The sequence below is a fragment of the Niveispirillum fermenti genome (genome assembly GCF_052474395.1).
This window is the reverse complement of sequence record NZ_CP156679.1, coordinates 615,400-641,253: the sequence shown is the minus strand read 5'-3', so window position 1 is coordinate 641,253 and position 25,854 is coordinate 615,400. Positions and strand designations below refer to the sequence as shown.

General features: G+C 64.8%; 23 protein-coding genes. 21 read left to right on the top strand and 2 right to left on the bottom strand.

Going from position 1 to position 25,854, the window contains the following annotated elements:
* The first annotated feature begins 41 nt into the window (after positions 1-41).
* The 18 genes from ABC728_RS07110 (at position 42) to ABC728_RS07025 (ending at position 20,373) form a co-directional block, all read left to right on the top strand.
* Entirely contained in the window at positions 42-1,010 is a 969-nt protein-coding gene (locus ABC728_RS07110; protein WP_416617748.1) for a thiamine pyrophosphate-dependent dehydrogenase E1 component subunit alpha, read from the top strand.
* A 15-nt stretch (positions 1,011-1,025) separates the two neighbouring features.
* The gene (locus ABC728_RS07105) at positions 1,026-2,042 is read left to right on the top strand and encodes an alpha-ketoacid dehydrogenase subunit beta (RefSeq protein WP_416617747.1); all 1,017 of its coding nucleotides are present in this window, start codon (positions 1,026-1,028) and stop codon (positions 2,040-2,042) included.
* 5 nt (positions 2,043-2,047) lie between these two features.
* Complete coding sequence (locus ABC728_RS07100; RefSeq protein ID WP_416617746.1) at positions 2,048-3,523, top strand: 2-oxo acid dehydrogenase subunit E2; 1,476 nt, start codon at positions 2,048-2,050, stop codon at positions 3,521-3,523.
* A 23-nt stretch (positions 3,524-3,546) separates the two neighbouring features.
* Entirely contained in the window at positions 3,547-5,094 is a 1,548-nt protein-coding gene (locus ABC728_RS07095) for a long-chain-fatty-acid--CoA ligase (protein WP_416617745.1), read from the top strand.
* A 13-nt stretch (positions 5,095-5,107) separates the two neighbouring features.
* Positions 5,108-6,331 carry an iron-containing alcohol dehydrogenase gene (locus ABC728_RS07090; protein WP_416617744.1) on the top strand — a complete coding sequence of 408 codons (1,224 nt, stop codon included), beginning with the start codon at positions 5,108-5,110 and terminating at the stop codon, positions 6,329-6,331.
* Positions 6,328-6,666 (top strand): NIPSNAP family protein, encoded by a 339-nt coding sequence (locus tag ABC728_RS07085; RefSeq protein WP_416617743.1) that lies wholly within the window; start codon positions 6,328-6,330, stop codon positions 6,664-6,666. The genes ABC728_RS07090 and ABC728_RS07085 overlap by 4 nt, the downstream gene beginning before the upstream one ends.
* Positions 6,663-7,319 carry an EthD domain-containing protein gene (locus ABC728_RS07080; protein ID WP_416617742.1) on the top strand — a complete coding sequence of 219 codons (657 nt, stop codon included), beginning with the start codon at positions 6,663-6,665 and terminating at the stop codon, positions 7,317-7,319. Before ABC728_RS07085 ends, ABC728_RS07080 begins: the two co-directional genes overlap by 4 nt.
* A gap of 340 nt (positions 7,320-7,659) precedes the next feature.
* Entirely contained in the window at positions 7,660-10,107 is a 2,448-nt protein-coding gene (locus tag ABC728_RS07075; protein ID WP_416617741.1) for a TonB-dependent receptor, read from the top strand.
* A gap of 119 nt (positions 10,108-10,226) precedes the next feature.
* Entirely contained in the window at positions 10,227-11,384 is a 1,158-nt protein-coding gene (locus ABC728_RS07070) for an acyl-CoA dehydrogenase family protein (RefSeq protein ID WP_416617740.1), read from the top strand.
* Positions 11,381-12,550 carry an acyl-CoA dehydrogenase family protein gene (locus ABC728_RS07065; RefSeq protein WP_416617739.1) on the top strand — a complete coding sequence of 390 codons (1,170 nt, stop codon included), beginning with the start codon at positions 11,381-11,383 and terminating at the stop codon, positions 12,548-12,550. Before ABC728_RS07070 ends, ABC728_RS07065 begins: the two co-directional genes overlap by 4 nt.
* Before the next feature lie 91 nt (positions 12,551-12,641).
* Positions 12,642-13,958 carry an aromatic ring-hydroxylating oxygenase subunit alpha gene (locus tag ABC728_RS07060; RefSeq protein ID WP_416617738.1) on the top strand — a complete coding sequence of 439 codons (1,317 nt, stop codon included), beginning with the start codon at positions 12,642-12,644 and terminating at the stop codon, positions 13,956-13,958.
* A 63-nt stretch (positions 13,959-14,021) separates the two neighbouring features.
* On the top strand, positions 14,022-14,576 hold the full coding sequence (locus tag ABC728_RS07055; protein WP_416617737.1) for a nuclear transport factor 2 family protein: 555 nt from the start codon (positions 14,022-14,024) through the stop codon (positions 14,574-14,576).
* 71 nt (positions 14,577-14,647) lie between these two features.
* Positions 14,648-15,190: a VOC family protein gene (locus tag ABC728_RS07050; protein WP_416617736.1), complete on the top strand. Its 543-nt coding sequence runs from the start codon at positions 14,648-14,650 to the stop codon at positions 15,188-15,190.
* 3 nt (positions 15,191-15,193) lie between these two features.
* On the top strand, positions 15,194-15,790 hold the full coding sequence (locus ABC728_RS07045; RefSeq protein ID WP_416617735.1) for a nuclear transport factor 2 family protein: 597 nt from the start codon (positions 15,194-15,196) through the stop codon (positions 15,788-15,790).
* Between the two features lie 23 nt (positions 15,791-15,813).
* Positions 15,814-17,583, top strand: coding sequence for an FAD-dependent oxidoreductase (locus ABC728_RS07040; protein ID WP_416617734.1), 1,770 nt, complete (start codon positions 15,814-15,816; stop codon positions 17,581-17,583).
* Positions 17,583-17,990 (top strand): hypothetical protein, encoded by a 408-nt coding sequence (locus ABC728_RS07035; RefSeq protein ID WP_416617733.1) that lies wholly within the window; start codon positions 17,583-17,585, stop codon positions 17,988-17,990. The genes ABC728_RS07040 and ABC728_RS07035 overlap by 1 nt, the downstream gene beginning before the upstream one ends.
* Before the next feature lie 86 nt (positions 17,991-18,076).
* Positions 18,077-19,438: an MFS transporter gene (locus ABC728_RS07030; RefSeq protein WP_416617732.1), complete on the top strand. Its 1,362-nt coding sequence runs from the start codon at positions 18,077-18,079 to the stop codon at positions 19,436-19,438.
* Positions 19,439-19,602: 164 nt separating this feature from the next.
* Positions 19,603-20,373 carry an enoyl-CoA hydratase/isomerase family protein gene (locus ABC728_RS07025; protein WP_416617731.1) on the top strand — a complete coding sequence of 257 codons (771 nt, stop codon included), beginning with the start codon at positions 19,603-19,605 and terminating at the stop codon, positions 20,371-20,373.
* Between the two features lie 140 nt (positions 20,374-20,513).
* Here ABC728_RS07025 and ABC728_RS07020 read toward each other — a convergent pair whose 3' ends face one another.
* Both ABC728_RS07020 and ABC728_RS07015 read right to left on the bottom strand, forming a co-directional pair.
* Positions 20,514-21,896: an aromatic ring-hydroxylating oxygenase subunit alpha gene (locus ABC728_RS07020; protein ID WP_416617730.1), complete on the bottom strand. Its 1,383-nt coding sequence runs from the start codon at positions 21,894-21,896 to the stop codon at positions 20,514-20,516.
* 220 nt (positions 21,897-22,116) lie between these two features.
* A complete protein-coding gene (locus ABC728_RS07015; protein WP_416617729.1) occupies positions 22,117-22,860 on the bottom strand; it encodes a TetR/AcrR family transcriptional regulator in 744 nt (247 codons plus the stop codon).
* A 233-nt stretch (positions 22,861-23,093) separates the two neighbouring features.
* Between ABC728_RS07015 and ABC728_RS07010 the strand changes: the two genes are divergently transcribed.
* The 3 genes from ABC728_RS07010 to ABC728_RS07000 are packed head-to-tail and all read left to right on the top strand — an operon-like array spanning position 23,094 to position 25,805.
* Positions 23,094-23,888, top strand: coding sequence for a ThuA domain-containing protein (locus tag ABC728_RS07010; protein WP_416617728.1), 795 nt, complete (start codon positions 23,094-23,096; stop codon positions 23,886-23,888).
* Between the two features lie 43 nt (positions 23,889-23,931).
* Positions 23,932-25,332, top strand: a complete 1,401-nt coding sequence (locus tag ABC728_RS07005) for an aromatic ring-hydroxylating oxygenase subunit alpha (RefSeq protein ID WP_416617727.1) — start codon at positions 23,932-23,934, stop codon at positions 25,330-25,332.
* Positions 25,329-25,805 (top strand): VOC family protein, encoded by a 477-nt coding sequence (locus ABC728_RS07000; RefSeq protein WP_416617726.1) that lies wholly within the window; start codon positions 25,329-25,331, stop codon positions 25,803-25,805. Before ABC728_RS07005 ends, ABC728_RS07000 begins: the two co-directional genes overlap by 4 nt.
* Positions 25,806-25,854 lie beyond the last annotated feature (49 nt).

The following is a 25,854-nucleotide window of genomic DNA, read 5'->3' as shown; positions in this document are numbered from 1 at the left end:
CCGCCGCCATGCCGATCCAACAAGGCCGAGAGGCGAGGGAAATGCAGCTCAATCGGGAAGACCTTACGCGCGCCTACCGGCAGATGCGCACCATCCGGGAGTTCGAGGAACGCCTGCATGCCCAGATCATGACGGGCGAGATCGCAGGCTTCACCCATCTTTATGCCGGACAGGAGGCGGTGGCCGTCGGTGTCTGCGAGAACCTGACGGATGAGGATTTCATCATCTCCACCCATCGCGGCCATGGCCATTGCATCGCCAAGGGCTGCGATGTCGATGGCATGATGAAGGAAATCTATGGACGCGCCGACGGCCTGTGCAAGGGCAAGGGCGGGTCCATGCATATTGCCGACGTGACGAAGGGCATGCTGGGGGCCAATGGCATCGTCGGTGCCGGTGCGCCCATTGCCGTCGGTGCCGCCATCGCGGCCAGGCTGGATGGCAAGGGCCAGGTGTCGGTTGCCTTCAGCGGTGATGGCGCCTGCAACCAGGGCACGACGTTCGAGGCCATGAACATGGCTGTCGTCACCAAGGCGCCCTGCATCTTCGTGTTCGAGAACAACCATTATTCCGAACATACCGGCCATCAATATGCCGTCGGCTCCGGTGACATCGCGGGCCGCGCCGCCGCCTTCGGCATGAAGGTCTGGCGTGGCAATGGCTGCGACTTCTTCGAGACGCACGCCATCATGCGCGAGGTGGTGGAATATTGCCGTGCCGGCAACGGCCCCGCCGCCGTCGAATTGGATACTGAGCGTTTCTTCGGCCATTTCGAGGGCGACCCGCAGCGCTATCGCGGCCCCGGCGAGGTGGAGCGGCTGCGCAACGAGCGCGATTGCCTGACCATCTTCCGCCAGCGCGTGACGGAGGCAGGACTGCTGGAAGGGGCCGACCTGGACCGGATCGATGCCGACGTTGTCAGCCAGATCGATGCCAGCGTGGAAGCCGCGCGCAACGCCGCCCCGCCGCGGCCCGAGGACGTCCTGAAGGACGTCTACATAAACTATTGAGGGGAGTGAGCGCCAATGCCTGTCATGACGATGCGTGAGGCGATCAACCTCACCCTGCATCAAGAGATGGCGCGTGATCCGAACGTCATCCTTCTGGGCGAGGACGTGGTCGGCGGCATGGGAACCGAGGGCGGACCGGAGGCCATCGGCGGCATCTGGAAGACCAGCATCGGTCTTTACGATAAATTCGGTGCCGGCCGGGTGATCGACACGCCGATTTCGGAAAGCGCCATCATCGGCGCCGCCGCCGGTGCGGCCCTTGCCGGCAAGCGTCCCGTTGCCGAACTGATGTTCGCCGACTTCATCGGCGTCTGCCTGGACCAGCTTTGGAACCAGATGGCCAAGTTCCGCTACATGTTTGGCGGCAAGTCGACCTGCCCGGCGGTGGTGCGCATATCCTACGGTGCCGGCGTCAATGCCGCCGCCCAGCACAGCCAAGCCGCCTATCAGATGATGACCTCCATCCCCGGCCTGCAGGTGGTGATGCCCACGACGCCGGCCGATGCCAAGGGCCTGCTGACCACGGCCATCCGCAGCGACGACCCCGTGCTGTTCTTCGAACACAAGGCCATGTACGCGACCAAGGGTGAGGTTCCGGAGGGGGAGTACATGATCCCCTTCGGCCATGCCCGGCTGACGCGGGAGGGACGCGACGCCACCATCGTCACCTGCGGACAGATGGTGGGTTTCTCCGAACGTGCGGCCGACACGCTGGCAGCGGAAGGCATCGCCTGCGACGTGATCGACCTGCGCACGACCAGCCCCCTGGACGAAGAGGCGATCCTGGACAGCGTGGAGACGACGGGCCGCCTGATCGTGGTGGACGAGGCGCCGCCGCGCTGCGGCCTGGCCGTCGATATCGCGGGATTGGTGGCATCGAAGGCGTTCGCCAGCCTGCGGGCGCCCGTGTCGATGGTGACCCCGCCGCACACGCCGGTGCCGTTCGCCCGTGAACTGGAAAAGGCGTACCTGCCCTCCCCCACCTCCATCGCCGATGCCGTCCGCCGGACGCTGGCCTATCGGCAGGGGTGAGCGACATGGCCAAACTGCGCGCCTTCACGATGCCGAAATGGGGCATCGAGATGACAGAGGGGACGATTGGGGAATGGATGCTGAAGGAAGGCGATGCCTTCAAGAAAGGTCAGCTGATCACCCTGATCGAAACCGACAAGATCACCAACGAGGTCGAGGCAGAGTTCGACGCCACGCTTGCCCGCGTCCTGGCACAGGTCGGCCAGACCCTGCCGGTCGGGGCCTTGCTGGGTGTGTTCAGCGACGGCACCGCGTCGCCGGCCGAACTGGATGCCTTCATCGCGGCCTTCAAGCCGGCCGATGTTTCCACGGCGGCAGGTGACGCGGCCGGCCCCTCCCCGGCTGCCCCCCCGGCCCCGCCGCCGCCCATAGCATCGGCTCCATCCCCCATCCCCGATCATGTCCGCATCAGTCCGGCTGCCCGTGAACTGGCCCTGGGCCGGGGCGTGGATGTGGGCGCCATCGCGGGATCGGGCCGCGATGGCCGCGTGACCCATCAGGATGTGGATCAGGCCAGCCGGCCGCCGGTCAGCGTCGGTGGCGGTGCGCCGGTATCCGTCATGCCGACCACGACGGGGTTGGATACCGTCTTCGCCTCGCCCCTGGCCAAGCGCCTGGCGGTGCAGCATGGGGTGAACCTGTCCGGCCTCACCGGCACGGGTCCGCGCGGGCGCATCTGCAAGCAGGATGTGCTGGGCAGGGTGGAACGTGTGGCATCGCAGCCCGCAACCCTCCCGCCCGCCCCGGCCCCCCGTTCGGAACCGGTCGCCTCGCCGCCGGCACCCGCGACGGCGGATCCCGGCGTGGTGGAGATTGTCAGGATGTCGCCGATGCGCAAGGCCATCGCGCGGCAACTGTCCCTGTCGAAGCAGACGATTCCGCATTTCTACCTGCGCATGAGCGTGCGGGTGGACGCGCTGCAGGCCATGCGGGCTGCGGCCAAGGCGGCCACGGGGGAAGCACCCTCGGTCAACGACTATGTCGTCCGCGCTGTGGCCCTGGCCCTGCAACGGCATCCGGCCATGAATATCCAGGTGCATGGCGACGAGATCCACCGTTTCGGGCAGGCCGACATCGCCATCGCCGTGGCGACCGAAAAGGGGCTGGTCACCCCCATCGTGCGGGCGGCCGACACCAAGTCCGTGGCCCGCATCGCGGCCGATGTGAAGGCTCTGGCCGAGCGAGCGCGCGCCAACCGGCTGCAGGCGGACGAATTCCAGGGTGGCAGCTTCTCCATCTCCAACCTGGGCATGTACGGCATCGACCAGTTCGACGCCATCATCAATCCGCCGCAGGGCGCCATCCTGGCGGTCGGTGCGGCCCGGCGGCAGCCCATCGACATGAACCACGCGCTGGGTTTCGCCACATTGATGCAATTGTCGCTGTCGTCCGATCATCGTGCCATCGACGGGGCCCTGGCGGCGCAGTTCATGGCGACATTGCGCGGATTGCTGGAAGAGCCAGCGGCACTGACGGCCTGACGGGCCGGGACAGGAGGACATCCATGCATGATCCGACCCTTCCGGACCTGATCGCCGTCCATGCGGCAGCCAGACCGGCGGCAACGGCGCTGATCTTCGACGGACGGCGGACATCCTATGCCGGTCTGGACCAGATGATGGGCCGGCTGGCCGGTGCGCTGATCGCGGCTGGCATCCGTCCGGGTGACCGCATCGCCTATCTGGGCAAGAACAGCGATGCCTATTTCATTTTGCTGTTGGCGGCCGCACGGGTGCGCGCCATGGTGGTTCCGCTGAACTGGCGCATGGCGGCGGCCGAACTGGCCGGGCTGATGGCGGACTGCACACCGTCGCTGCTGTTCGCCACGCCCGATTTCATGGACAGGGCGGCTGTCCTCGCCGGCACCTGCCCTGTCCTCTCCACAGAGTCCGGTGAGGTGCCGGGCCTGTGGGATTGGGCAACACGCGATGCCGGGGCATCCCCCGGCGCGCCATCATGGGTCGATGATCCGGTCCTGCTGCTCTACACCTCCGGAACGACCGGGCGGCCCAAGGGGGTGATGCTGAGCCATCGCAACCTGCTGCGCGTGCGCGACGGCGTCTGCCTGACGGAACCGGACTGGTTCACCTGGACGCCGGGAGAGGTGGCACTGGTTTCCATGCCCTGTTTCCATATCGGCGGCACGGGCCAAGGCCTGCGGGCGCTGAAGGGCGGGGCGACGCTGCTTGTGCAGCGGGAATTCGAGGTTGAGGCCATCCTGCGGGCCGTGGGCGAACACCGCGTCACGAAGCTGTTCCTGGTACCGTCGGCCATCCAGTCGGTCATCCGTCATCCCCTGGCGGCGCAAACCGATTTCTCCTGCCTGCGCCATGTCCTGTACGGCGCTTCCCCCATTCCGGAAGAACTGCTGCGGGCGGCCATGGAGAGGTTCGGCTGCGGTTTCGTGCAGATGTATGGGATGACGGAAACTTCCGGTACGGTGGCCGCCCTGTCACCGGAGGACCATCTTTCACCGGACAGGGCGCGCCTTCGGTCGGCCGGCCGGGCACTGCCGGGCATCGATATCGCCATTCTGGACGGGAACGGCCGGCCCCTGCCGGCCGGAACGGTAGGCGAGATCGCAGTCCGGTCGGTTGCCAACACGGCGGGTTATTGGCAGATGCCCGCGGAAACGGCGGCGTTGCAAGCCGACGGCTGGCTGCGCACAGGCGATGCGGCGCTGATGGATGACCAGGGATACCTGTTCATCCAGGACCGGCTGAAGGACATGATCATCTCCGGTGGGGAAAACATCTATCCCGCAGAGGTCGAGAACGCGCTTTTCGGTCATCCCGATGTGGCCGATGTGGCTGTGGTCGGCGTTCCCGATCCGCGCTGGGGCGAGGCGGTGAAGGCCGTCATCGTGCCCAAGCCGGGCTGCACGCCCGACCCGGCCGGCCTGATCGAATGGGCCCGCGGCCGTATCGCCGGGTACAAGCTGCCGAAAAGCATCGATTTCGCCGAAGCCCTGCCCCGCAGTGCGGCCGGCAAGGTGCTGCGCCGCGACCTGCGCGAACGCTACTGGGCGGGCCATTCCCGCCGCGTCAATTGAAAGGAACCGCCGCATGAGCGGAATTGAGAGCGCGCATGAAGGCCTGCCCCGGACAGAGCTGGCTGGCAGCGGGATCGGCCGCGTGACCATGGGGTATCCGGCCGCCGACATCGTGGCCGGCGAAGCGGCCCGCCAGGGGGCCCGGCGCGTCTTCCTGCTGGCGGGGCGCCATCTCGCAGAGCAGACCGGCGAGATCACCCGTATCCGCGATGCGCTGGCATGGCGTCATGTCGCCACCCATTGCGGCATCCGCCCGCATGCGCCCAAGGCCGATATCGTCATCGCCACCCGTGCCGCCCGTGATGCCGGGGCCGATATGGTCGTGGCGGTTGGCGGCGGATCGGTCATCGATGCCGCCAAGATCCTGATCCTGGCGCTGCGCCACGGGGTGGATGATCTTGAAGGGCTGGACCGGCTGAAGGTTCACTATGATGAACAGGGCCGGATCGCCGACGCGGGTCTGGCAGCCCCCGACATTCCCCTGGTTGCCGTGCCCGCCACCCTGTCGGGCGGCGAGTTCAATACCCTGGCCGGCGCCAAGGACGAGGCGCTGTCGCAAAAGCACGGGTTCCGGCATGCGGGCATGGCACCGGTCTGCGTTGTGCTGGACCCGGCCATCACGCTGCACACGCCGGAATGGCTGTTCCTGTCCACAGGCGTGCGGGCCATCGACCACGCGGTGGAAACGCTGACCTCCCCCTTTTCCAATGATTATTGCGACGGGCTGGCGGAAAGCGCACTGCGCCTGCTGGGCGAAGGGCTGGTCCGGGTCAAGGACCGGCCCGGTGACCTGGCGGCCCGCCTGCGCTGCCAGATCGGGGTCTGGCAATCCATGACGGCGCTGGCCGGCGGCATCCCGATGGGCGCCAGCCACGCCATCGGCCATGCGCTGGGGGCGGTGGCCGGCGTGCCGCACGGCCACACCTCCTGCGTCATGGCGCCGGCCGTGCAATTGTGGAACGGTGCCACGGTCGCGGCCGCCCATCAGCGCATCGCCCGCGCCCTGGATGCCGGTGACCGGCCGGTGCCGCAGGTGCTGGACCGGCTGATCCTGCGGCTGGGCATGCCGCGCACCCTGGCAGAGGTGGGGGTGGGACCGGACCTTTATGCACGGATCGCGGAAAAGACCCTGCACGATATCTGGGGCCGCACAAATGCCCGCGCGCTGAATGGACCGGATGACGTGCTGGCCATCCTGCGACTGGCCGAAGATGGTTCCGCCTGGGAGGGAGCATGATGGCCGAGCCTGTTTTCCTGCATGTCGAACTGCGCATCGTACCGGCTGAATTCCGCACCTTCCTGGACACGATGCAGGAAGTCACGCCGCTGATCATCGCCTCAGGCTGGAAGCTGGTGGGGGCCTGGCAGGTGCGTGTCGGCCGGGCGTTCACCCTGCGCGTCATCTGGGAACTGCCCGACGCCGACACCTATTTCCAGGAAAGGCTGCCCTTCACCCGGCATCCCCGCTTCGCCGAATACCGCACCATTCTATCCCGCGCCGTGGAAGAGGAGGTAGTGAGCATGATGACCCGCGTGCCCTATGGCGAAGACGGTTCGGGGATTTCCGCATGATGAAGCTGATCAGCCTGCTGGATCGCCGGCCTGATATCGATCTTGCCAGCTTCAGCCACCATTGGCGCACCATCCATCGCGAACTGGCACTGCGCCTGGTCGCGCCCGGCATCATGCGCGCCTATGTCCAGAACCACCGCGCGGAGCTGGACCTGCCCGGCCTGGTCTGGGCTGGCGATGGCTGCCCGGAAGTATGGGTGGACGATGCCACCGCGGTGGAAAGGCTGCGCGATTGTCCGGAATATCTGCACGGGGCAGCACTGGACGAGCCCAATTTCATGTCCGGTGGTGCGCGCATGACCATTACGACCACGCGAACCGTGAAATCCGGCCCCACACGCCCGGCCCTGGCCGGCCGGGTGAAGCTGATGCTGTTCCTGGATGATGCCCGCCCCGTGCCGCCGGCAAGCCAGGATCGGCACAGCGTTCTGTTGCCGGACGGCGAAGCGCTGCGGGTGGAACGTGATATCCTGATCGGGAACTGGCCCGACAGCCTGGGGCGGCCCTGCTGCCGCCATGTGGAAAGCAGTTGGTGGGAAAGCGCGCAATCCCTGCAATCCGCCTGGGAAACGGTTGGTCCGGTCACGGTTCATGGCATGGTCATTCTGGAAGAAGCCGTATTGTGGCAGCACGGTGAGGTTCACCAATCCTGAAAACAAGCAATCATTCCGTTTTTTATCAGTCAGTATTGACTGTATCATGATTGCGCGCTAGGCTTCCTTCCAACGAAAAGAATCACCATCAGCAGGGAGAAGAAGACCCGCCGATGGATGTCCGACCGGGCATCCAAAGTGCCTGTCTTGTAACCACGCCACCCCCGTCCGGCACGGCCATTATCAGCGAGCTTGCATAAACACGCCCTTCCTGGATTACATACGTATGGAATCAATCCAGCAAAGGAGCGGCACGGCCTGATATCAACAAGACGGCGCCTGGACGGCCCCGCAAGGGGTCAGTCGACAAAAGCAAATAAGCGCCACCCAGGGAGGGAAAATGTCCAATATTCACCAAGGTCGCGCCCGGCGCGACAGCAAGAATCAATGTCGCGCCCGGCGCGACAGCAAGAAGCTCGCCGCCCGCCTCGTGCTGCTGTCCAGCACGGCGCTGTTGCCGCTGACCGTCGTGCCATCCGTTCTGGCCCAGGAAACGGCCTCGCCGCAGGCCGGCAACGCACTGGCCATGGAAGAAATCGTCGTGACGGCACGCCGTCGCGCCGAACGCTTGGCCGATGTGCCCGTGGCCGTTTCCGCCATGGGGGCGGAGGATATCGAGCGGTACAGCTCCAACAATATCGGCGATATCGCCCAGATGACGCCAAACCTGAACGTCGCCTCACGCACGGCGGGCGGTGCCGGTGCCGGCATCACGATCCGCGGCATCGGCACCGAAGGGGCGAATGTCGGCTTTGAACAGGCCGTGTCGATCAATATCGACGGCGTGCAGGTCAGCCGCGGCCGCGCCCTGTGGCAGAGCTATTTCGACATTCAGCAGGTGGAAGTGCTGAAGGGGCCGCAGGCCCTGTTCTTCGGCAAGAACAGCCCCGCCGGTGTCGTTTCCATCGTGACCAAGGGGCCGACACGCGACTTCGAGGCGACGGGCCGGATCGGCTATGAATTCAACGCCGACGAACTGATCGGCGAGGCGGCGATCGGCGGCCCGCTGAACGACGCCTGGGGACTGCGTCTGGCGGTGCGGGCGCGGGAGATGCAGGGCTGGATGCGCAACGACGCGGTGGCGCAGGCCAATCCCAGCCCGACGCAGCCGCCCATCCTGCCTGGTGCGCGCGACAAGCGGCTGGGCGAGAAGGAACTGAACGGCCGCCTGACGCTGACCTATGATGATGGCGGACCGCTGACGGCCACGCTGAAGGTGACCGGCACCCAGTACAAGGATGACGGTGCCGTTTCGCAGATGGAGATCGTGGATTGCTCCGGCAGCAACCAGGTCGTGCTGCGCCGGATCTTCGGTGGCACCATCGTCGACCCGCAGGGTGACTGCAAGGCCGACTGGCGCATCGCCAGCACCGACATTCCGCAGGAAGTGGCGCAATATTATCTGCATGGCCGCGACGGCGAACAGTATAGCGACCAGGATTCACTGGTCAGCGTCCTGTCGCTCAGCTATGCCTTCGCCAACAATCTGGTGCTTGCCTCCTCCACCGGGTTCTACACCCATAACAGCAAGTACCTGATGAACAACGACTGGACGTCGTTCGCCTCCATCTCCGCCACGGAGGCGGAAAAGTATGAGCAGGTCACCCAGGAACTGCGGCTCTACAGCGAATATGATGGCAATCTGAATTTCATGCTGGGGGCCTATTACCAGGACAGCCAGCTTGATTTCGGCGGCAGCACCAAGCTGGACGACATCCCGCGTGATCCGCTGACCGGCTGGTATCACACCATCAACCGCGAGGCGGCGACATCGGGCAAGACCTGGTCGATGTTCGGCCAGTTGAACTGGGACATCACGCCGGAACTGGAACTGTCCGGTGGTGCGCGCTGGACACGGGAGGAAAAGAAATCCTTCGTCGGCGTGGGCTGGTCGAATGCCGCTGTGGCCGCCGCCTTCCCGGTCCGGCGCATCAACCTGGATTTCAAGGACGACGATATCTCGCCCGAGGCAACGCTGGCCTGGCGCCCCAACAGCGATCTGATGATCTATGGCGCCTACAAGACGGGCTACAAGTCCGGTGGTGCTGGCCTTTCCTCGCTGGTGAATGCGGGGCTGCTGGCCAGCCAGGTCGAATACGGGCCGGAAACGGTGGAGGGATTCGAAGCCGGGATGAAGCATCAGGCGCTCGACCGCCGCCTGCAATATAACGTCACGGCCTATCGCTATAATTTCAAGGACCTGCAGGTCAGTTCCTGGGACCCGGTCAGCAGTTCCTATTTCACGGCCAACGCGGCGCGGGTGCGGCAGCAAGGCATCGAGCTGGAAGGCACCTATGCGGCCACCAGCGACCTGACGCTGCGCGGCTCGCTCGCCTACAATCACAGCCGCTACCGTTCCTACCTGAACGCCCAATGCTATTCCGGCCAGACGCAGGCCCAGGGCTGCATCGGCGGCGCCTATCAGGATTTGTCGGGCCGGCCGACGCTGAACGCGCCGGACTGGGTCGCGGGCCTTGGCTTCACCTTCACCCAGAATGTCACCGAGGACCTGTTCTTCAGTGTCAGCAGCGACGTGCAATATTCCGACGACTACTACTATATCCAGACCCAGTCGCCGGCAGCGCTGCAGGACAGCTTCGCTCGTCTGAGCGCCAGCCTGCGCCTGTTCCCGTCTGATGAGCGCTGGGAACTGGGCCTGATCGGCCGGAACCTGACGAACGAGAAGGTGCTGGTCTCCGGCCAGGACCGTCCGGGTGGCCTTGGCGACACCAATGGCGTGCTGGCCCGCCCGCGTGAGGTGCTGTTGCAGGTCGGATACAAGTTCTGACGGCCTTCCACCGGAACCCGGCCATTTTCTGAATGGCCGGGTCTTTCCTGTTTGAACCCCATTCCGGCTATCGGCCGAGCCGCTTGCTTGTCGATCGTTGAAGACTGGATGGCACGCCCATGCAACTGGACCTTACCGAGGAACAAAGGCTGCTTGAGGACAGCGCCGTGCGGTTCCTTGGCAAATTCTACGGCTTCGAGGACAGGCACCACAGTCTGGCGTCGCCGGGTGGCTGCCGGCCCGAAATCTGGGCCCATTTCGCTGACATGGGCTGGTTGGCCCTGCCATTCCCGGAAGATGCCGGCGGTTTCGGCGGTGGCGCGCTGGAAACGGGCCTTCTGGCTCGTGCCATGGGCCGGCATCTGGTCGTGGAACCGTTCCTGCCCTGCATCATCCTGGCCGGCGGCGTGCTGGCCCGTCACGCCCATCATGCCGATGCCGTGGCGGCCCTGACGACGATGATGGAGGGGGGCGAACGGACCGCCCTCGCCTTCCAGGAACCGGCCGCAGCCCCGGTGAAGGCCGATGCCGACGACCAGGGCGGATGGCGCCTGACGGGGCGGAAGCCGCTGGCCGCCGGTGCCGCCACGGCAGGGCGATTGCTGATCACCGCCTGCTTGCCCGATGGCGGGCGCGGTCTGTTCCTGCTGCCGGCCACGGCGCCGGGCCTGACGATCTGTGCCGCTGCCTGCCTGGACGGAACCCACGCCGCCGACATCACGCTGGACAGCACCCCGGCGGCGGCCGGTGTGCTTCTGGGCCGTGCGTCCGACGATACCACGTTGCTGTCCCTCGACCTGGATGCTGTGCGGCTGGCCGCCTGCTGGGAAACGGTGGGCGCCATGCGCGCGGCGCTGGAACAGACCGTGGATTATGTGAAGCAGCGCCAGCAATTCGGACGGCCCATCGCCGCCTTCCAGGCTGTCCAGCACAAGCTGGCCGAAATGTCCGTCTGCTGCGAGGAGGCGGAGGCCATCACCATCCTGGCTTCCCTGCGATCCGGCGGGCCCGCCGGATCGCGGGCCGGCATGGCCGCGAAGGCCAAGGTGGGACGCTGTGCCCGACTGGTGGCGAAGGAGGCGGTGCAACTGCATGGCGGCATGGGTGTATCGGAGGAACTGCCCATCGCCAGCTATTTCCGCAAGCTGCTGGCCTTCGATCTGTCCCATGGCGGGACCGCCGCTGCCAATGAAGCCTATGCCGCCGCCATCCTGCCGGGGGGCGGGCACATGCATAGCGCCGTATTACCGCCGCCGGACCAGGGAGTGACAGCATGAACCTGGACCTGACAACCACGGAACAGGCGTTCCGCGCAGAAGTCCGCGCCTTCATTGCCGACAATCTGACGGCGGAGATGCGCCAGGGCCAGCGGCTGACCACCGGCGTCTTTCCGGAACCGGAAGTCTCATTGCCCTGGCACCGCCGGCTGGCCGCGCGCGGCTGGGTCGCCCCCTTATGGCCGCGCGCGCATGGCGGGACCGGCTGGACCGCCATCCAGCGCTTCATATTCGAATGCGAATGCGCGGCGGCGGGTGCCCCGCTGATCTATCCGCTTGGCGTCCGGCTGGCCGGTCCCGTGATCATCGCCTTCGGATCGGACGCGCAGAAGCAGCGATACCTGCCGCGCATCCTGTCTGGGGAGGATTACTGGTGCCAGGGCTTCTCCGAGCCCGGCGCCGGATCGGACCTGGCTTCTCTGACCACCCGCGCGGTGGCGGATGGCGAGGATTACATCGTGAACGGGTCCAAGATCTGGACCACTCACGCCCATCATGCCAACCGCATGTTCACCCTGGTCCGCACCGGGACCGACGGGCGCAAGCAGGACGGGATCAGCTTCCTGGTCATCGATATGGACAGCCCCGGCGTGGAGGTGCGGCCCATCATCTCCATCGGGGGGGAGCATGACCTGAACCAGGTATTCCTGACCGATGTGCGCGTTCCCCGCGCCAACCGCATCGGGGAAGAGAACAAGGGCTGGACCTACGCCAAATACCTGCTTGAGTTCGAACGCGGAGCCGGGCTGTTCAGCAGCCGGCTCCGCGCCGGGCTTGGCCGGATAGAGCGGGCGATGGACGCCATGGCCGCCGAAGGCGACGACCCCCGTCGTGACCGCGGCCTGATGGCGCGCCTGGCAGAGGTGGCGATCGATATCGACTGCTTCGAAATGCTGGAATTGAAGACCCTGGGCGGCCTGCGACCCGGCGAAAGCCCCGGCTCCGTCGCCTCCGTCCTGAAACTGCGGGCCAGCCGGCTGAAACAGGCCGTGGGCGAGATCGGGGTAGAGATCCTGTCGGCCCGCGCCCTGCGCTGGACACCCCGCCCGACTGTTCCCGGCGAGGCCATCCCCGGCGATTACCTGAACAGCCGTGCCGCTACCATCTTCGGTGGTGCTGCGGAGGTGCAATTAGGTCTGATCGCGCGGGCCCTCACGGGACCATGAGCAGGGGCATTTGCCTTGAAAGAAGCAGTTCTGTCTGCTTTAATCATCACTGACCATTATATAAGAATAAACACCCCAGGGAGGGCCGGACATGGACACAATTCTTCATCCCGACGTGATGGATGGCGGCACCAGCGCACAGTTGCGCGGCGACCCGATCACCGGTGACCGCTACTGGTCCCCCGCCTTCATGGAGGCCGAATGGGACCATATGTGGACCCGTATCTGGCATATCGGCGCGCGTGAGGCGGAGCTGGAGGAACCCGGCGACTTCGTGGTCCACCGGTTCCGGCACGAGGCCGTGGTGCTGGTCCGGCAGGAAGACGGGTCCATACGTGCCTTCTACAATGTCTGCCGCCATCGCGGGAACCGGCTTGTGGTCAGCGAGGCAGGTTCCGTCCCGGCCTTCACCTGCGCCTATCACGGCTGGCGCTGGGGTCTGGACGGCGTGCTGCAGGCGGCACAGGACCCGGAGAATTTCGCCAAGGGCAATCCCTGCGGCAAGCTGCGGCTGAAGGAGGTGCCGTGTGCCACCTGGGGCGGCTTCGTCTGGTACAGCATGGATCCCGACGCCAAGCCTCTGCTGGACTATCTCGACCCGCTGCCGGCCCTGCTGGCAAACCGTGAGATGGAGAAGATGGTCCGCGTCGTCTGGCGCAAGGTGGAGGTGGAGACGAACTGGAAGTTCGCATCCGACAATTTCAATGAAAGCTATCATCTGCCGACCGTCCATCCGCAGATGGTCCAGATGATCGATGAGGATTACAAGGCCACCATCTTCGAAATGTATCCCAGCGGCCACAACCGCATGATCGAGTTGGGCCAGCCCTCCATGCGGGCCGAACATCCCAACGAGGTGGAGCCGATCTGGGAAATGATGCTGCGGGCCTGGGACCTGGACCCGGCTGATTTCAAGGGACGGTCGCGCGACGGTCGCCAGGCCTTGCAGCAGCGCAAGCGCGAGGTGGGGGCCAGCCGCGGCCACACCTATCTTGAAAAGCTGAGCGATGCGGAACTGACCGACTATTTCCACCACACCCTGTTCCCGAACATCACCATCACCGGCACGCCCGTGGACGGTTCCGTCCACATCTTCCGGACCGAGCCGCATATCAGCGACCCCAACAAATGCACCTTCGAATATTGGGGCCTGGTCCCGCGGATCGAAGGGGTGGAGAGCGTCAACACCGTCTGCGGCCCGCGCCCCCTGCGTGAGGCGGAACTGGAACATCTGGTCTATGGCCGCGACGATGTCGGCGATTTCATCGACCAGGACCTGTCCGTGGCGGTGCAGCAGCAGAAGGGTCTGCGGTCGCGCGGCTATGACGATGCCTACCTCAGTGAACAGGAAGCCCGTGTGCGCCGCTTCCACGAGGTTCTGAACGATTATCTGGAGGGCCGGCGCTGACCCTTTGCCGGTCCTTCCGAGGCCGGTCGCCCCCTCTTTTGTTTTCAAAAAGGAAAAACGCTCGTGTCGCCCGTCCCCGCCGCGTCTGCCCGTGAAAGGGCGATTGATGACATGCTGGCCAGGCAGGCCATCTACGACCTGCTGTGCCGCTATTGCCATGGGATCGACCGCTGTGATGCGGACACGCTGAAATCGGCCTATTGGCCTGATGCCACGGAAACCCATGGCACCTTCAACGGCAATGCCTGGGAATTCGCCGATCACATGACGGCATCAATGCGCAGCGGCATGCTGCGGTCCATGCAGAAGATTGGCAATGCCTGGATACAGATCGACCCCGATGGCGATCACGCACGCGGCGAGACCTATGTCGTCGGCTTCATGCATGTGGCCGATGGCGACCAGGTCAACGACCTGATCGTCGCCGGCCGGTATCTGGACCGCTATGAACGCCGCGATGGCGAATGGCGGATCATCGACCGGCTTTATGTCATGGACTGGAACCGCAACGAGCCGTCGACCGCCCGCTGGGAAGGCGGCATCTACGACATGCTGCTGACCCGCGGCGCACGCTTTCCCGACGACCCGTATGACCAGGGACTGCCGCCCCGCCGCTGAACACCCGGCCCGCCCGGCCGCACGCCTATGTGCTGAAGCCACCGGAAATCGTACAAGACCGGAGATGCCCGATGCCCCTGCCGCCCCGCCAGCTCACCGCCGCCATCGGCCCCGTGATGCAGCTTTCCTATATCGTGCAGGACCTGGAAGAGGCGGTACGCTTCTGGGCCGGCAGCATGGGGGCCGGCCCCTTCTTCCTGATGGAACATGTGGCCGTGCCGTGGATGTCCTATCGCGGTCAGGAGGTGCAGGTCGATTTCTCCGTGGCGCTGGGCTACTGGCACGACATGCAGATTGAACTGGTGGTGCAGCATAATGAGGCGCCATCGGTCTATCGTGATGGCCAGCGGGACGGTGCTGGCGGGCTGCACCATGTCTGCCTGCTGACATCCGATATGGGCGACGCACGTCGCAAGCTGGCCGCGGCCGGTGCCGACATCATCCAGGAAGGCCGCCTGGATGATGGGGCGTTCCTTTATGCCGACACCCATGGCGGTCCCGGCACCATGGTGGAGGTGCTGCAGGCCCCGCCGGCCTTGCTGGACCTGTTCACCAGCATGCGCAACGCCGCACGCGACTGGGATGGCGGCGACCCGCTGCGCAAGGTCGGGTGAGACATGATGACGATGATGAACGATCCCGGCCAGCCAGGGATGGATGGCGCATTGCTGCGGGCACTGGCCGACCGGCAGGCAATCACCGACCAGTGCCACCGCTACTGCCGGGCACTGGATCGGATGGATGAGGCGCTGCTGCGTTCCGTCTTCCATCCCGATGCCACCCACAGCCATGGCGGATACGAGGGTTCTTCGACCCTGTTCTGCACCTATGCCATGGCCGTGCTGGCCGAACTGGACCGCACACAGCACCATCTGGGCAATGTGCTGATCGAGTTGTCGGGCGACGCGGCGCATGTGGAATCCTATTTCCTGGCCTATCACCGTCTTCCCAAGGGGCGGGCCTGCACAGGCGTTTTTGAACGCCATGACATGTCCCTGGACGAGGATGTCTGGATCGGTGGCCGCTATATCGACCGTTTCCAGCGGCGTGATGGCGTCTGGCGCATCGCGCACCGGACCGGTCTGCATGATTGGGAAAGCTGGCGTGCTGCCGACGAGCGCCATTTCGGCCTGATGGGTCCCGACATGGTCGGCCGGCGCGGCGTCGGCGATCCTGTCTATACCGGGGCCCTGGCCCCCAAGACACAAAACTGACGATACAGGGTGAGGAAACGATCATGACGCAACATGAACAGCCAGGCCTCAGCCGGCGCAGGATATTGACAGGTGCCGGTGCCGGGATGGCCGCCGGATCCGCCCTGCTGGCCGGCTGTGCCCAGGCGGATGATGGCAAGACCGCCCGTACATGGGATGTCGAGGCCGATATCGTCGTGGTCGGCGGTGGGGCCGCGGGCTGCACGGCGGCTGTCATCGCCGCCGATCGCGGCGCCAGGGTCGTGCTGCTGGAAGCCTCCCCCATGCTGGGCGGCACGACGCGCAAATCCGGTGGCGTGGCCTGGGTGCCCAATCACCCGCTCTTGTCCGAACTGGGGCTGACCGACCCCAAGCCGGATGCCATGCGCTACATGTGCCGCTATGCGTTCCCCAACGACTATAATGCCGACCATCCGACCCTTGGTCTGGATGAACGGTCCTACAAGCTGCTGGAAGCCTTCTACGACAATGGCGCCCCCATGGTCGACAAGATGAAGGCGCTGGGGGCCGTCGAATTCGGCCTTTTCACGGTAGGCACGGACAAGAAGCCGTCCCCCGACTATGCCGACCATCTGCCCGAGAACAAGGTCCCGGTGGGCCGCGCCCTGGCACCGAAGGACGAGAATGGCGAGACCCTGGCCGGCACCGTGGGCCATGGCGGGCGCATCACGGACGCTTGTGAGACCTGGCTGACATCGCGCGGCGCGCCCATCCTGACGGGCCATCGCGCCACGAAGCTGGTGCTGGAGGAAGGCCGCGTGATCGGGCTGGAGGCGCGCACGGGTGAGCGCACCGTCACCATCGGCGCGCGCAAGGGGGTGATCTTCGCCACGGGTGGCTTCGCCCACAATACCGACCTGCTGCAACTGCACCAGACCATGCTGTACGGGTCCTGCGCCGTGCCGCAGTCGCAGGGTGATTTCATCGGCATGGCGGCGTCCGCCGGTGCTGTGCCCGGCACGCTGTCCACCGCCTGGTACACGCAGGTGGTGCTGGACCAGGCGCTGGAGAACCGCGTCATGGGTGTCGGCGTGTTCTTCGTACCATCGGATTCCATGGTCCTGGTCAACAAATATGGCCACCGTGTCGTCAATGAAAAGCGCAACTACAATGACCGGACCAAGGTCCATTACGTCTATGACCCGGTGAATGCCGACTACCCCAACCAGTTGCTGTTCATGCTGTTCGACCATCGGGCCCTGGACGCCTATGGCGGCAACTATCCGCTGCCGGAAAATCCCGATGCGGCCTCCTATCTGATCAAGGGGGACAGCCTGGATCAACTGGCGGAAAACATCGCCGCACGCCTGCAATCGCTGGCCGGTCGGACCGGCGGAGTGACGTTGGCGAGGGATTTCTTGGCCCGGACCCGGCAGACGATCGACCGGTTCAACCGCTATGCCCGCGACGGCCGCGACCCGGATTTCGACCGTGGTCTGCATGGCTATGACCGGGAATGGCAGGGCTATTTCTCCATCCTGCGGCCCGGCAGCAAGGCCAGGACAGGCGGCATGCCCAACCCGACCATGTATCCGTTCCAGGACAAGGGGCCCTATTACGCCATCATCCTGGCGCCCGGCGCGCTCGACACCAGCGGCGGCCCCCTGACCAACGAGAAGGGACAGGTCCTGGCGATGGGCAACCAGCCCATCCCCGGCCTCTACGGGGCCGGCAATTGCGTGGCATCGCCGACCCGCGGTGCCTATTTCGGGGCGGGCGGCACCATCGGCCCGGCCATGACTTATGCCTATATCGCTGCCATGCACGCCACAGACGGCGGCAAGGAGGGATGATGACCCGCCCGCGTTCGATCCGGATCGCAGCGCTGATGCTGTTGGGGGGGCTGGTTGTTGCCGGTCCCGCTGCGGCCGCCGATGCGCCCAGCTTCCAGCGGGATATCGTGCCGCTGCTGAAGAACCGCTGTGCCGCCTGCCACCTGACGGGGGAGGAACCAGGCGGCATGGCCCTGCATCCGGGCGGCGCCTATGCCAGCCTGGTCGGTATGCCGTCGGAAGAAGTGGCATTGAAGCGCGTGCAGCCCGGCGATCCGGCCGGCAGCTATCTTCTGCACAAGCTGAAGGGCACGCATGTGGAAGCCGGCGGTGTGGGTGTGCGCATGCCGATGGATGGCCCGCCGTTGAACGGGGCTGAAATCGCCCGTATCCAGGCCTGGATCGCGGCGGGCGCACCACGCAACTGACAGGGCGGGGTCGGCCTGTGCCGGCAACCTCATCCCGGTGACCGGCCATGGTCGCCGGGATGGTATCGGTGGAAGGAAATCGGGCAATGATTTCGGCGACCGGGACCGCGGGAAGCGGCGGGACGACGGATAGTGGAAAAGAACTCTCCTCATCCGGGCGCTGGCTGTCCGTCGTCATCCTCGGCATGCTCTATTTCGTGGCGATGCTGGACCGGCAGATCCTGGCGCTGCTGATCCCACCCATCAAGGCAGACCTGGGGCTGACCGATGTGCAGGTCAGCCTTCTGCAGGGCGTGGCCTTTGCCCTGTTCTATGTGCTGGCCGCCATTCCCATCGGCTGGGCCGTGGACCGGTACAGCCGGCGGATGATCATCTGGGTGGGTGTCACTTTCTGGAGCATCGCCGCCACCTGCTGCGGGCTGGCGCAATCCTTCTGGCAATTGTTCGCGGCCAGGGCCGGGGTCGGTGCCGGCGAGGCGTCGCTGACCCCGGCCACCTTCGCCATCATGGCCGATCTCTTTCCACCGTCGCGGCTGTCGACGGCCCTGTCGGTCTTCGTCATCGGCGGCACCGTCGGTACCGGCCTGGCCTTTCTGGTGGGCGGGCCCCTGGTGGGCATGCTGCTGGATGCCGGCGCCCGGACCCTTCCGCTGCTGGGGGAGGTCAAGGCATGGCAACTGGTCTTCATCATAACCGGCGTACCGGGAATGCTGCTGGCCTTTCTGGTCTTTCTGCTGCCGGAAACGCGGACGCGATCGCTGCCATTGTCCGCAACGGACATGACCGAGCCGGGATTTGGCGCCCTGTTCCGCCACATGCGCCCGCACGCTCGCTTCTACCTGGCGCATAATCTCGGGTTCGCACTGGTCCAGGCGGGTATCGTCGCCATTCAGATGTGGACCCCCACCTTCCTTTCGCGCATTCACGGCTGGTCGTTGAAGGATGCGGGATTGTGGCTGGGCGTGGCGCAGATCGTGGCCCCGCTGCTGGGCCTGATGACCCATGGCTGGATCGTCGACCGGATGTTCCGCCGCGGGATACTCGACGCGCATCTGCGCTGGTTCCGGGTGTTGAGCCTCTGTGCCGCCCCCTTGCTGGCGGCCGCCTATCTGGCGCCGGCGGGCTGGATGACCATCCTGGGCTTCGGTCTGGTCTATTTCCTGACCATTTCCTGCGCCAGCATCGGTCCGGCCGCGCTGCAGATCGCCACGCCCCGGCCATTGCGGGGGCGGGCATCGGCGCTTTATGTGCTGGCCACCGGCCTGGTCGGCGCTGCGGGCGGCCCGTTCATCGTGGCCGCCATGACGGATTATGTCTTTGGTGACGAGACCCGGCTGGGTCCGGCCATCGCCTGCGCCGGCATCCTGTTGATGCTGTCAGCATCACTTTTGTTCACCAGCGGTCTTGGCGCCATGCGCCGGGCCGTGGCCGCCGCCGGCAACGGTTAGAGCGGTTGTCCTTTGACTGGAAAACCGCTCCGGCGGCGACTGCCACCGTGCGGTCCGTGCCGCGGATGCGGCGTCGGCGCTTTGGAAACTGAAAGCTGGAGCTCGTGTTTCCCGTCAACGCGAATACGCTCCAGCCTGCGGCCCGCCCACCCTGGAGAGAATGAATGTCCGAAACCGTTTCCTGCACGCTGGCGGACGGCGTTGCCCTTGTCACGTTGAGCCTGCCTGAAAAGCGCAACGCCCTGGTGCCGGAACTGGCCGTTCCGCTGATCGCCACGCTGGAGGCATTGCAGGGCGATGCTGCCTGCCGGTCCATCCTGCTGGCCGGGGATGGCAGAGCCTTTTGTGCCGGCGGTGACCTGTCCGGGCTGGACGGTGACGACCCCATGCGCATGCTGGCCACCATGCGCGATCTGCACCGGATCATCCGCGCCCTGGCGGCAGGCCGCAAGGCGACGGTGGCAGCCGTGGATGGCGCGGCCTTCGGGGCAGGATTGTCCATTGCCCTGGCCTGCGACATCGTCATCGCCGGTCCGGCAGCCCGGTTCTGTGCCGCCTTCGGCCGTGTAGGCCTGATCCCCGATCTTGGCCTGCTCTGGACCCTGCCACAGCGCCTGGGCGCCGGTGCGGCACGGGAATTCATGATGCTGTGCGAGGTGCTGGATGCGGGCCAGGCGCATGCCGCCGGCCTTGTCGATCACATATCGCCCGATGGCGCCTTGGCATTGGCGAAGGAAAAGGCGCGCCGCCTGGCCAGTGCGGCGCCGGAGGCCATCGCCCTGACCAAGACCGCCCTGGCGCGGGGGCCGCAGGGCCTCAACCCGCTGCTGGATTTCGAGGCGCAGGCGCAGGCCCTGCTTCTTACCGGCGCCGATTACGCGCGGGCACGCACGGCCTTCCTGACCAAGGCGCCCGCCCCTTTCCTCACGGTATGACGGATCCGCAATCCGACATCCCGCAAAGAAAAGGCCGCCGTTCCCAAATCCCGGAACGGCGGCCGAAGTTTTTTTGGAAGGAGCCCCTGAAGGAGGGCCACCCCAAAGAAGGGATGGCCACTTCAAGGCAAAACTGGCGCTCAGCGCGCCAGATACTTGTCCAGTGTCTGGGCGAACTGGCGGATACGGCTTTCCTGATAATTGCCCAGGTTGACGCGATCGTTCTTCGACGCTTTCAACCCTTCCTGAACATAGGGCAGGTTCGCCCAATCCTGGTCGAAGACCGCCCCCAGCGCCCCCAGTTCAGGCACCGATCCCCAGGCCTCGTCCTCGGCCAGCAGGCGCATGGGCGGGCAAGGCGGCCGGGGCGCACCAGGGGCAACACGGGTGATCCGCCGCACTTCCATCAAGGTATGATCCTGGTCCGGCCAGGGGCGCCAGCGATAGACGACATTGGGCGGAAAGCCGCCCCAGGGAGAAAAATTGGGAAACACATTGTAGGTGAAGGCGTCAATCATCTCCGCATCGCTGATCGCGCTGAAATCCCGGCCCGCATCCTGTCCCAGCCGCTGGCGGTTGACCGCGGCCAGTTCACGACGCGCCGTACTGTCCATCGGAACGGTGATGTTGAGATTTGCCTGCGCGGATCGGCCATTATACTTGATCATCTGATCGATGATCCATTGTTCCGATAATTCCTGGTCCAGCAGGTGCGGCGAGGTGACGGCAAACGGCGTGATCGCCAGGTTCACATTGTCGCCATAGACGCTGTACTTTGTGTTGGAATCACCGGCAAACGGCAGGATCTGCGGGTGGGTGGCGATGGAATGATACGCCTCCATGAAGGCTTCAGCCGTCACCTTCCAGTTGGCCTTGACCACCTTGGCCACCCAGACGCTGGTGACGCATTCATCATGCCGCCAGCGCTGGAAATGATCCGGCAGCGGGGCCAGGAATTCCTCGATCGACGGGCCTTCGTGGCTTTCGCGCACGAAGATATATCCCTGCCAGCGGGCAACGGCCGCCTCCGGCAGCTTCATTTCCGCGTCCGCCAGGTGCGGGAAATCCCACCGGCAGGGTATCTGGTTCAGGGACCCGTCGATATTCCAGGTGAAGGCGTGGAAAGGGCACTGGAAAGTCTCTGCCCAGCCGCTTTCGGTGCGCAATTTGCGTCCCCGATGCAGGCAGACATTGTGGAAGGCACGGACGGATCCGTCCGGCTGACGGGTGACCAGATAGGAGCGGCCGGCATTCTCGTACAGCACATAATCACCGGGCTCGGGCAGTTCCTCTTCCCGCGCGGCGAACTGCCAGACAGCGGGCCACATCTTCTCGCATTCCTGGCGGAAGAAATCGGGGCTGGTATAGCGGCTGGCGGCAATGGGGGCGGACCCAAGGTCCGGGCTGCTGTCGGCGATCAGGAAATCGGGAACGGGGTTGGTATCCCGCTCGGCATAATCGTTCCAGCTCGGGCCCGGGCTGCGTGCGCCGCAGCCGGCCGGCGAAGCGGTTTCCTTTGTCATTCTTGTTCCTCCCGTATTCAGAAGGACGCTAACATCCGGTCATAAGAAAAGCAATCCTGATTGTTTTATGTCAGCCTGCTTGCGTATTGACAGTGACGCGCAGGTGCGCCTTTGCCCGCCCGGCGGACCGGAAAAACCCAAGGAATACAAAGCAGGAAGGCCGGCATGGGGGGACCCCATGCCGGCCTTCCTGCAAATATCGATAGTGGCTATCGCCCCGTCAGGCTTTCTTCGCCGCCGGCTTGGCCGCTGCCTTGCGCGGCTTGCGGGCTGGCGGCGGCGGGGCTTCGACCGGCTTCTTGAAAGGAATGCGCCCGTCACGCAGCATCAGCAGCGTGGTGGAAACCAGTTCCACCACGAACTTCTCAGCGTCCGGATCGTCCCAGATATCCACGTTCAGCATCAGCCCTTCCAGGGCCGCGCGCGTGAATTCCGAGGCGCGGTGCAGCAATTCGATATCGTGGTTCCATTCCGGGAAGGCGCGGCACACCTCGTCCCGCCAGATGCGGTCATATAGACGGGCCCGCGGCAGGAACATCTCGCGCAGTTCGGGATCGGTGCGGGCCGCGACATGCAGTTCCAGATAGGCCTTGTATTCCCGGCTCTGATACTGCTGCCAGCTCAACTGGATGGCGGCATTGTCATAGACACGCTGCTCATCCGTCAGGCTGGTCACCTTCTTCATGAAATTCTTCATGCGCTGATAGAAGGCGTATTCGATCGTCGCCTCGATCAGCGCCTGCTTGGTCGGGTAGTGATGCAGCATGGCCCCGCGTGAAGCGCGGGCCTTGCTGGCGACCAGAAGCGTGGTGGTGCGGGCATAGCCGAATTCGGCCAGGCAATCGATGGTGGCTTCCAGGATGGCGATGCGCGTTTCCGCGCTGCGCCGCTGCTGCAGCCCGGCGTCCGGTCGCGCGAAGCCCTCCGGTTCCAGGTCTGTCAGGTTGCTAGTGGATTCGTCCATCCGAAATCTCGGTAAAATAAGGGGAGCGGTCCCCGGGCAATGCGACTGGGGGTCACCCGCATTAGATACGCTGGCTGAAGGTGGAACACAAGCATATTGGCGCCTTGAAACCGTCACGTTGTCATGTTATCAGCGTAATTGACTGCAAGCAGCACCGCTTGGCGATTTTGGCCCCCCTCCGCCGGCCCATCCGACGCGGAGCAGCCGTACCATTTCACGAAAAATGGCCCCACATGCTGAATGGCGAAGCCCCATCACCCCCCTCCAGGCCGATCAACGCCGTATTGATCGCCAGTGGCCGCTATCATGATATCGACCATGCCCGGCTGGAGATTTTGAAGATACTGGGCGGCAATCCCTGTATCCGTACCCGCGTGTTCGAGGATTACAGCCGGATCGAGGCGATCATGGCTGCCGACTTCATCGTCTCCTACACCTGCGACGTCACGCCGTCGCTGCCCGAGCAGGAGGCGCTGCGGCGCTACATCGCGGGTGGCGGGCGCTGGTATGCGCTGCACGGCACCAATTCCATCCTGCGTTTCACGGCCGAGGGGCTGGTCGACACCCCGAATCTGGCACCGCATTTCATGGAAACGCTGGGCACGATGTTCCAGGGGCATCCGCCCATCGGCCCCTACCAGGTACACAAGACGGCGGCGGGCCGGGACCACCCGCTGACGGCCGACATCGAACCGTTCGAAACGGTGGATGAATTGTACCTGTCGACCATCCTGGCGGAGATCGAGGTGCTGCTGGCGGCGGGCTTCGCGGGCAGGACGGACCGGTTCACGACCTCGCAATGGGAACAGCAGGACCATCCCGTGCTTTATCTGCGGCGTATCGGGTCGGGCACCATCCTGTACCTGACGCTGGGCCATTGCCGCGGCCATTACGACATGCAGCCGCTGACGGATTTCTATCCTCGCGTGGAACGCGGGTCCTGGGACAATCCGGTGTTCCATACGCTGCTGCGCCGGGGACTGGACTGGGCGGCCGGTGTCATGCCGGAGGGCGGGTCCGGCTTCTGACCGGACAGGCAACCCCAAGAATATGACAGGGAGGAAATGAAGAATGGATACGATGATCCCCACCCCCAAGCCGGGAGAGGCGCGCTGCCCGCGCGGGCCCAGCACGCAGGAGATCGTCCATCGCGACGGCCGGCCCGTGCCACCCGTTCTGGCCATGGAGAGCTACAGGTTCCTGGGCGACGAGGATATCGCCTTCGACCGCTACATCTCACCGGAATTCTTCGCGATGGAGATGAAGAACCTGTGGCCGAAAGTCTGGCAATGGGCCTGCCGGGAGGAACATATACCCGAGCCCGGCGATTATCACGTTTATGAGATCGGTCCTTATTCCATCCTGGTGGTCCGCACGCAGGACGGCACCATCAAGGCCTATCACAATTCCTGCCTGCATCGCGGCACCAAGCTGCGTCCCACGGGCGGCGAGGGCAATGCCACGGAACTGCGCTGCCCCTTCCATGGCTGGACCTGGGACCTGGATGGGGAACTGAAGCGTGTCCCCTGCCCCTGGGACCTGCCGCATGTCACGGCGGAAAGCCACCGTCTGCCACAGGTGCGCGTCGGCCTGTGGGGGGGCTTCGTCTTCATCAACATGGATGAGAATGCGCCGTCCCTGGAAGATTACATGGCCCCCATGCAGGACCATTTCAAAAACTGGGACATCGCCAACCGCTATATCGACCTGCATATCGAAAAGGAACTGTTCGCCAACTGGAAGACGGCCCAGGAAGCGTTCATGGAAAATTACCATACTCAGGAAACGCACCCCCAGTTGCTCTATGGCAACGGCGACGAGAATACGCAGTACGACATCTTCACCGACAATGTCTCCCGCTTTTACGCCACCAACGGCGTTTCCAGCCCGCATCTGCCCAAGGCACTGAGCGAGGAGGAACTGATCAACACGATGCTGGTCGGCGACCGCACCCTGTTGAAGGACGAATTGACGCTGGGTGAAGGGGAGACGGCCCGCATCGTCATGGCGCGCGTGCTGCGCAAGGTGCTGGGCGAAACCTACAAGGCGGACATGTCCCGCTATACCGACACCGAAATGCTGGACGTGGTGGAATATTCGCTGTTCCCCAACATGGTGCTGTTTCCCGGCCTGTCGCTGCCCATGGTCTACCGGTTCCGGCCGATCGGGATGGACCCCGACCGCTGTCTGTTCGAACTGATCTTCCTGCGCCCCGTGCCCGACAATGGCGACCGGCCGGAACCCGCGGTGCCGCAGCGGCTGGGAGAGCGCGACAGCTACACCAAGGCTCAGGGCATCGACCCAGCGTTCGGCCATGTCTATGACCAGGATACCAACAATCTGCGCGACCAGCAGGAAGGCATGAAGGCCGCCCACAAGCAGGGCCAGACCCTGACCAACTACCAGGAGGTGCGCGTCCGGCATTTCCAGCAGACCATCGACAGGTATGTTCTGGGAAAGGAACCGTCATGATCCGCGGCATCCATCATATCGCGCTGAACACGCCGAATTTTGACCGGATGCTGGTCTTCTACCGCGATGTGCTGGGCTTCGTGCCCGCCATCGACCAGGTGCGGTGGGCCGATGCCGAACTGGCGGACAGGGCGGTCGGGCTGAAAGGGTCGGCCGCGCGCACCGTCATGCTGCGGGCCGGCAACTGCTACCTGGAATTGTTCGAATATTCGGCGCCGGCCGCCCGTTCCGGCGAGCCGCTGCGCCCCTGCGACCATGGCTATACGCATTTCTGCCTGGATGTGACGGATATTCAGGCGGAATACGCCCGGCTTTCGTCCGCCGGCATGCGCTTCGCCCATGAGGAGCCCTGCGATTTCGGCAATCTGCGCGCCGTCTATGGCAAGGACCCGGACGGCAACATCGTCGAGATCCAGGAAACGGATCCGGACCATCCGTTCGCCCTGGAAAGGCTTGCACCCGCTGCCGGCTGATGCCGCACCACAGGCACCCGCGAACGACAACCAGAACAAGGGGGAAAAC

Coding starts and splice junctions, on each gene's coding strand:
- ABC728_RS07075 (WP_416617741.1), top strand. CDS start 7,660: ATGTCCAATATTCACCAAGGTCGCGCCCGGCGCGACAGCAAGAATCAA.
- ABC728_RS07010 (WP_416617728.1), top strand. CDS start 23,094: ATGCTGAATGGCGAAGCCCCATCACCCCCCTCCAGGCCGATCAACGCC.
- ABC728_RS07045 (WP_416617735.1), top strand. CDS start 15,194: ATGATGACGATGATGAACGATCCCGGCCAGCCAGGGATGGATGGCGCA.
- ABC728_RS07080 (WP_416617742.1), top strand. CDS start 6,663: ATGATGAAGCTGATCAGCCTGCTGGATCGCCGGCCTGATATCGATCTT.
- ABC728_RS07060 (WP_416617738.1), top strand. CDS start 12,642: ATGGACACAATTCTTCATCCCGACGTGATGGATGGCGGCACCAGCGCA.
- ABC728_RS07005 (WP_416617727.1), top strand. CDS start 23,932: ATGGATACGATGATCCCCACCCCCAAGCCGGGAGAGGCGCGCTGCCCG.
- ABC728_RS07090 (WP_416617744.1), top strand. CDS start 5,108: ATGAGCGGAATTGAGAGCGCGCATGAAGGCCTGCCCCGGACAGAGCTG.
- ABC728_RS07035 (WP_416617733.1), top strand. CDS start 17,583: ATGACCCGCCCGCGTTCGATCCGGATCGCAGCGCTGATGCTGTTGGGG.
- ABC728_RS07095 (WP_416617745.1), top strand. CDS start 3,547: ATGCATGATCCGACCCTTCCGGACCTGATCGCCGTCCATGCGGCAGCC.
- ABC728_RS07030 (WP_416617732.1), top strand. CDS start 18,077: ATGATTTCGGCGACCGGGACCGCGGGAAGCGGCGGGACGACGGATAGT.
- ABC728_RS07050 (WP_416617736.1), top strand. CDS start 14,648: ATGCCCCTGCCGCCCCGCCAGCTCACCGCCGCCATCGGCCCCGTGATG.
- ABC728_RS07020 (WP_416617730.1), bottom strand. CDS start 21,896: ATGACAAAGGAAACCGCTTCGCCGGCCGGCTGCGGCGCACGCAGCCCG.
- ABC728_RS07000 (WP_416617726.1), top strand. CDS start 25,329: ATGATCCGCGGCATCCATCATATCGCGCTGAACACGCCGAATTTTGAC.
- ABC728_RS07025 (WP_416617731.1), top strand. CDS start 19,603: ATGTCCGAAACCGTTTCCTGCACGCTGGCGGACGGCGTTGCCCTTGTC.
- ABC728_RS07015 (WP_416617729.1), bottom strand. CDS start 22,860: ATGGACGAATCCACTAGCAACCTGACAGACCTGGAACCGGAGGGCTTC.
- ABC728_RS07100 (WP_416617746.1), top strand. CDS start 2,048: ATGGCCAAACTGCGCGCCTTCACGATGCCGAAATGGGGCATCGAGATG.
- ABC728_RS07110 (WP_416617748.1), top strand. CDS start 42: ATGCAGCTCAATCGGGAAGACCTTACGCGCGCCTACCGGCAGATGCGC.
- ABC728_RS07065 (WP_416617739.1), top strand. CDS start 11,381: ATGAACCTGGACCTGACAACCACGGAACAGGCGTTCCGCGCAGAAGTC.
- ABC728_RS07105 (WP_416617747.1), top strand. CDS start 1,026: ATGCCTGTCATGACGATGCGTGAGGCGATCAACCTCACCCTGCATCAA.
- ABC728_RS07040 (WP_416617734.1), top strand. CDS start 15,814: ATGACGCAACATGAACAGCCAGGCCTCAGCCGGCGCAGGATATTGACA.
- ABC728_RS07085 (WP_416617743.1), top strand. CDS start 6,328: ATGATGGCCGAGCCTGTTTTCCTGCATGTCGAACTGCGCATCGTACCG.
- ABC728_RS07070 (WP_416617740.1), top strand. CDS start 10,227: ATGCAACTGGACCTTACCGAGGAACAAAGGCTGCTTGAGGACAGCGCC.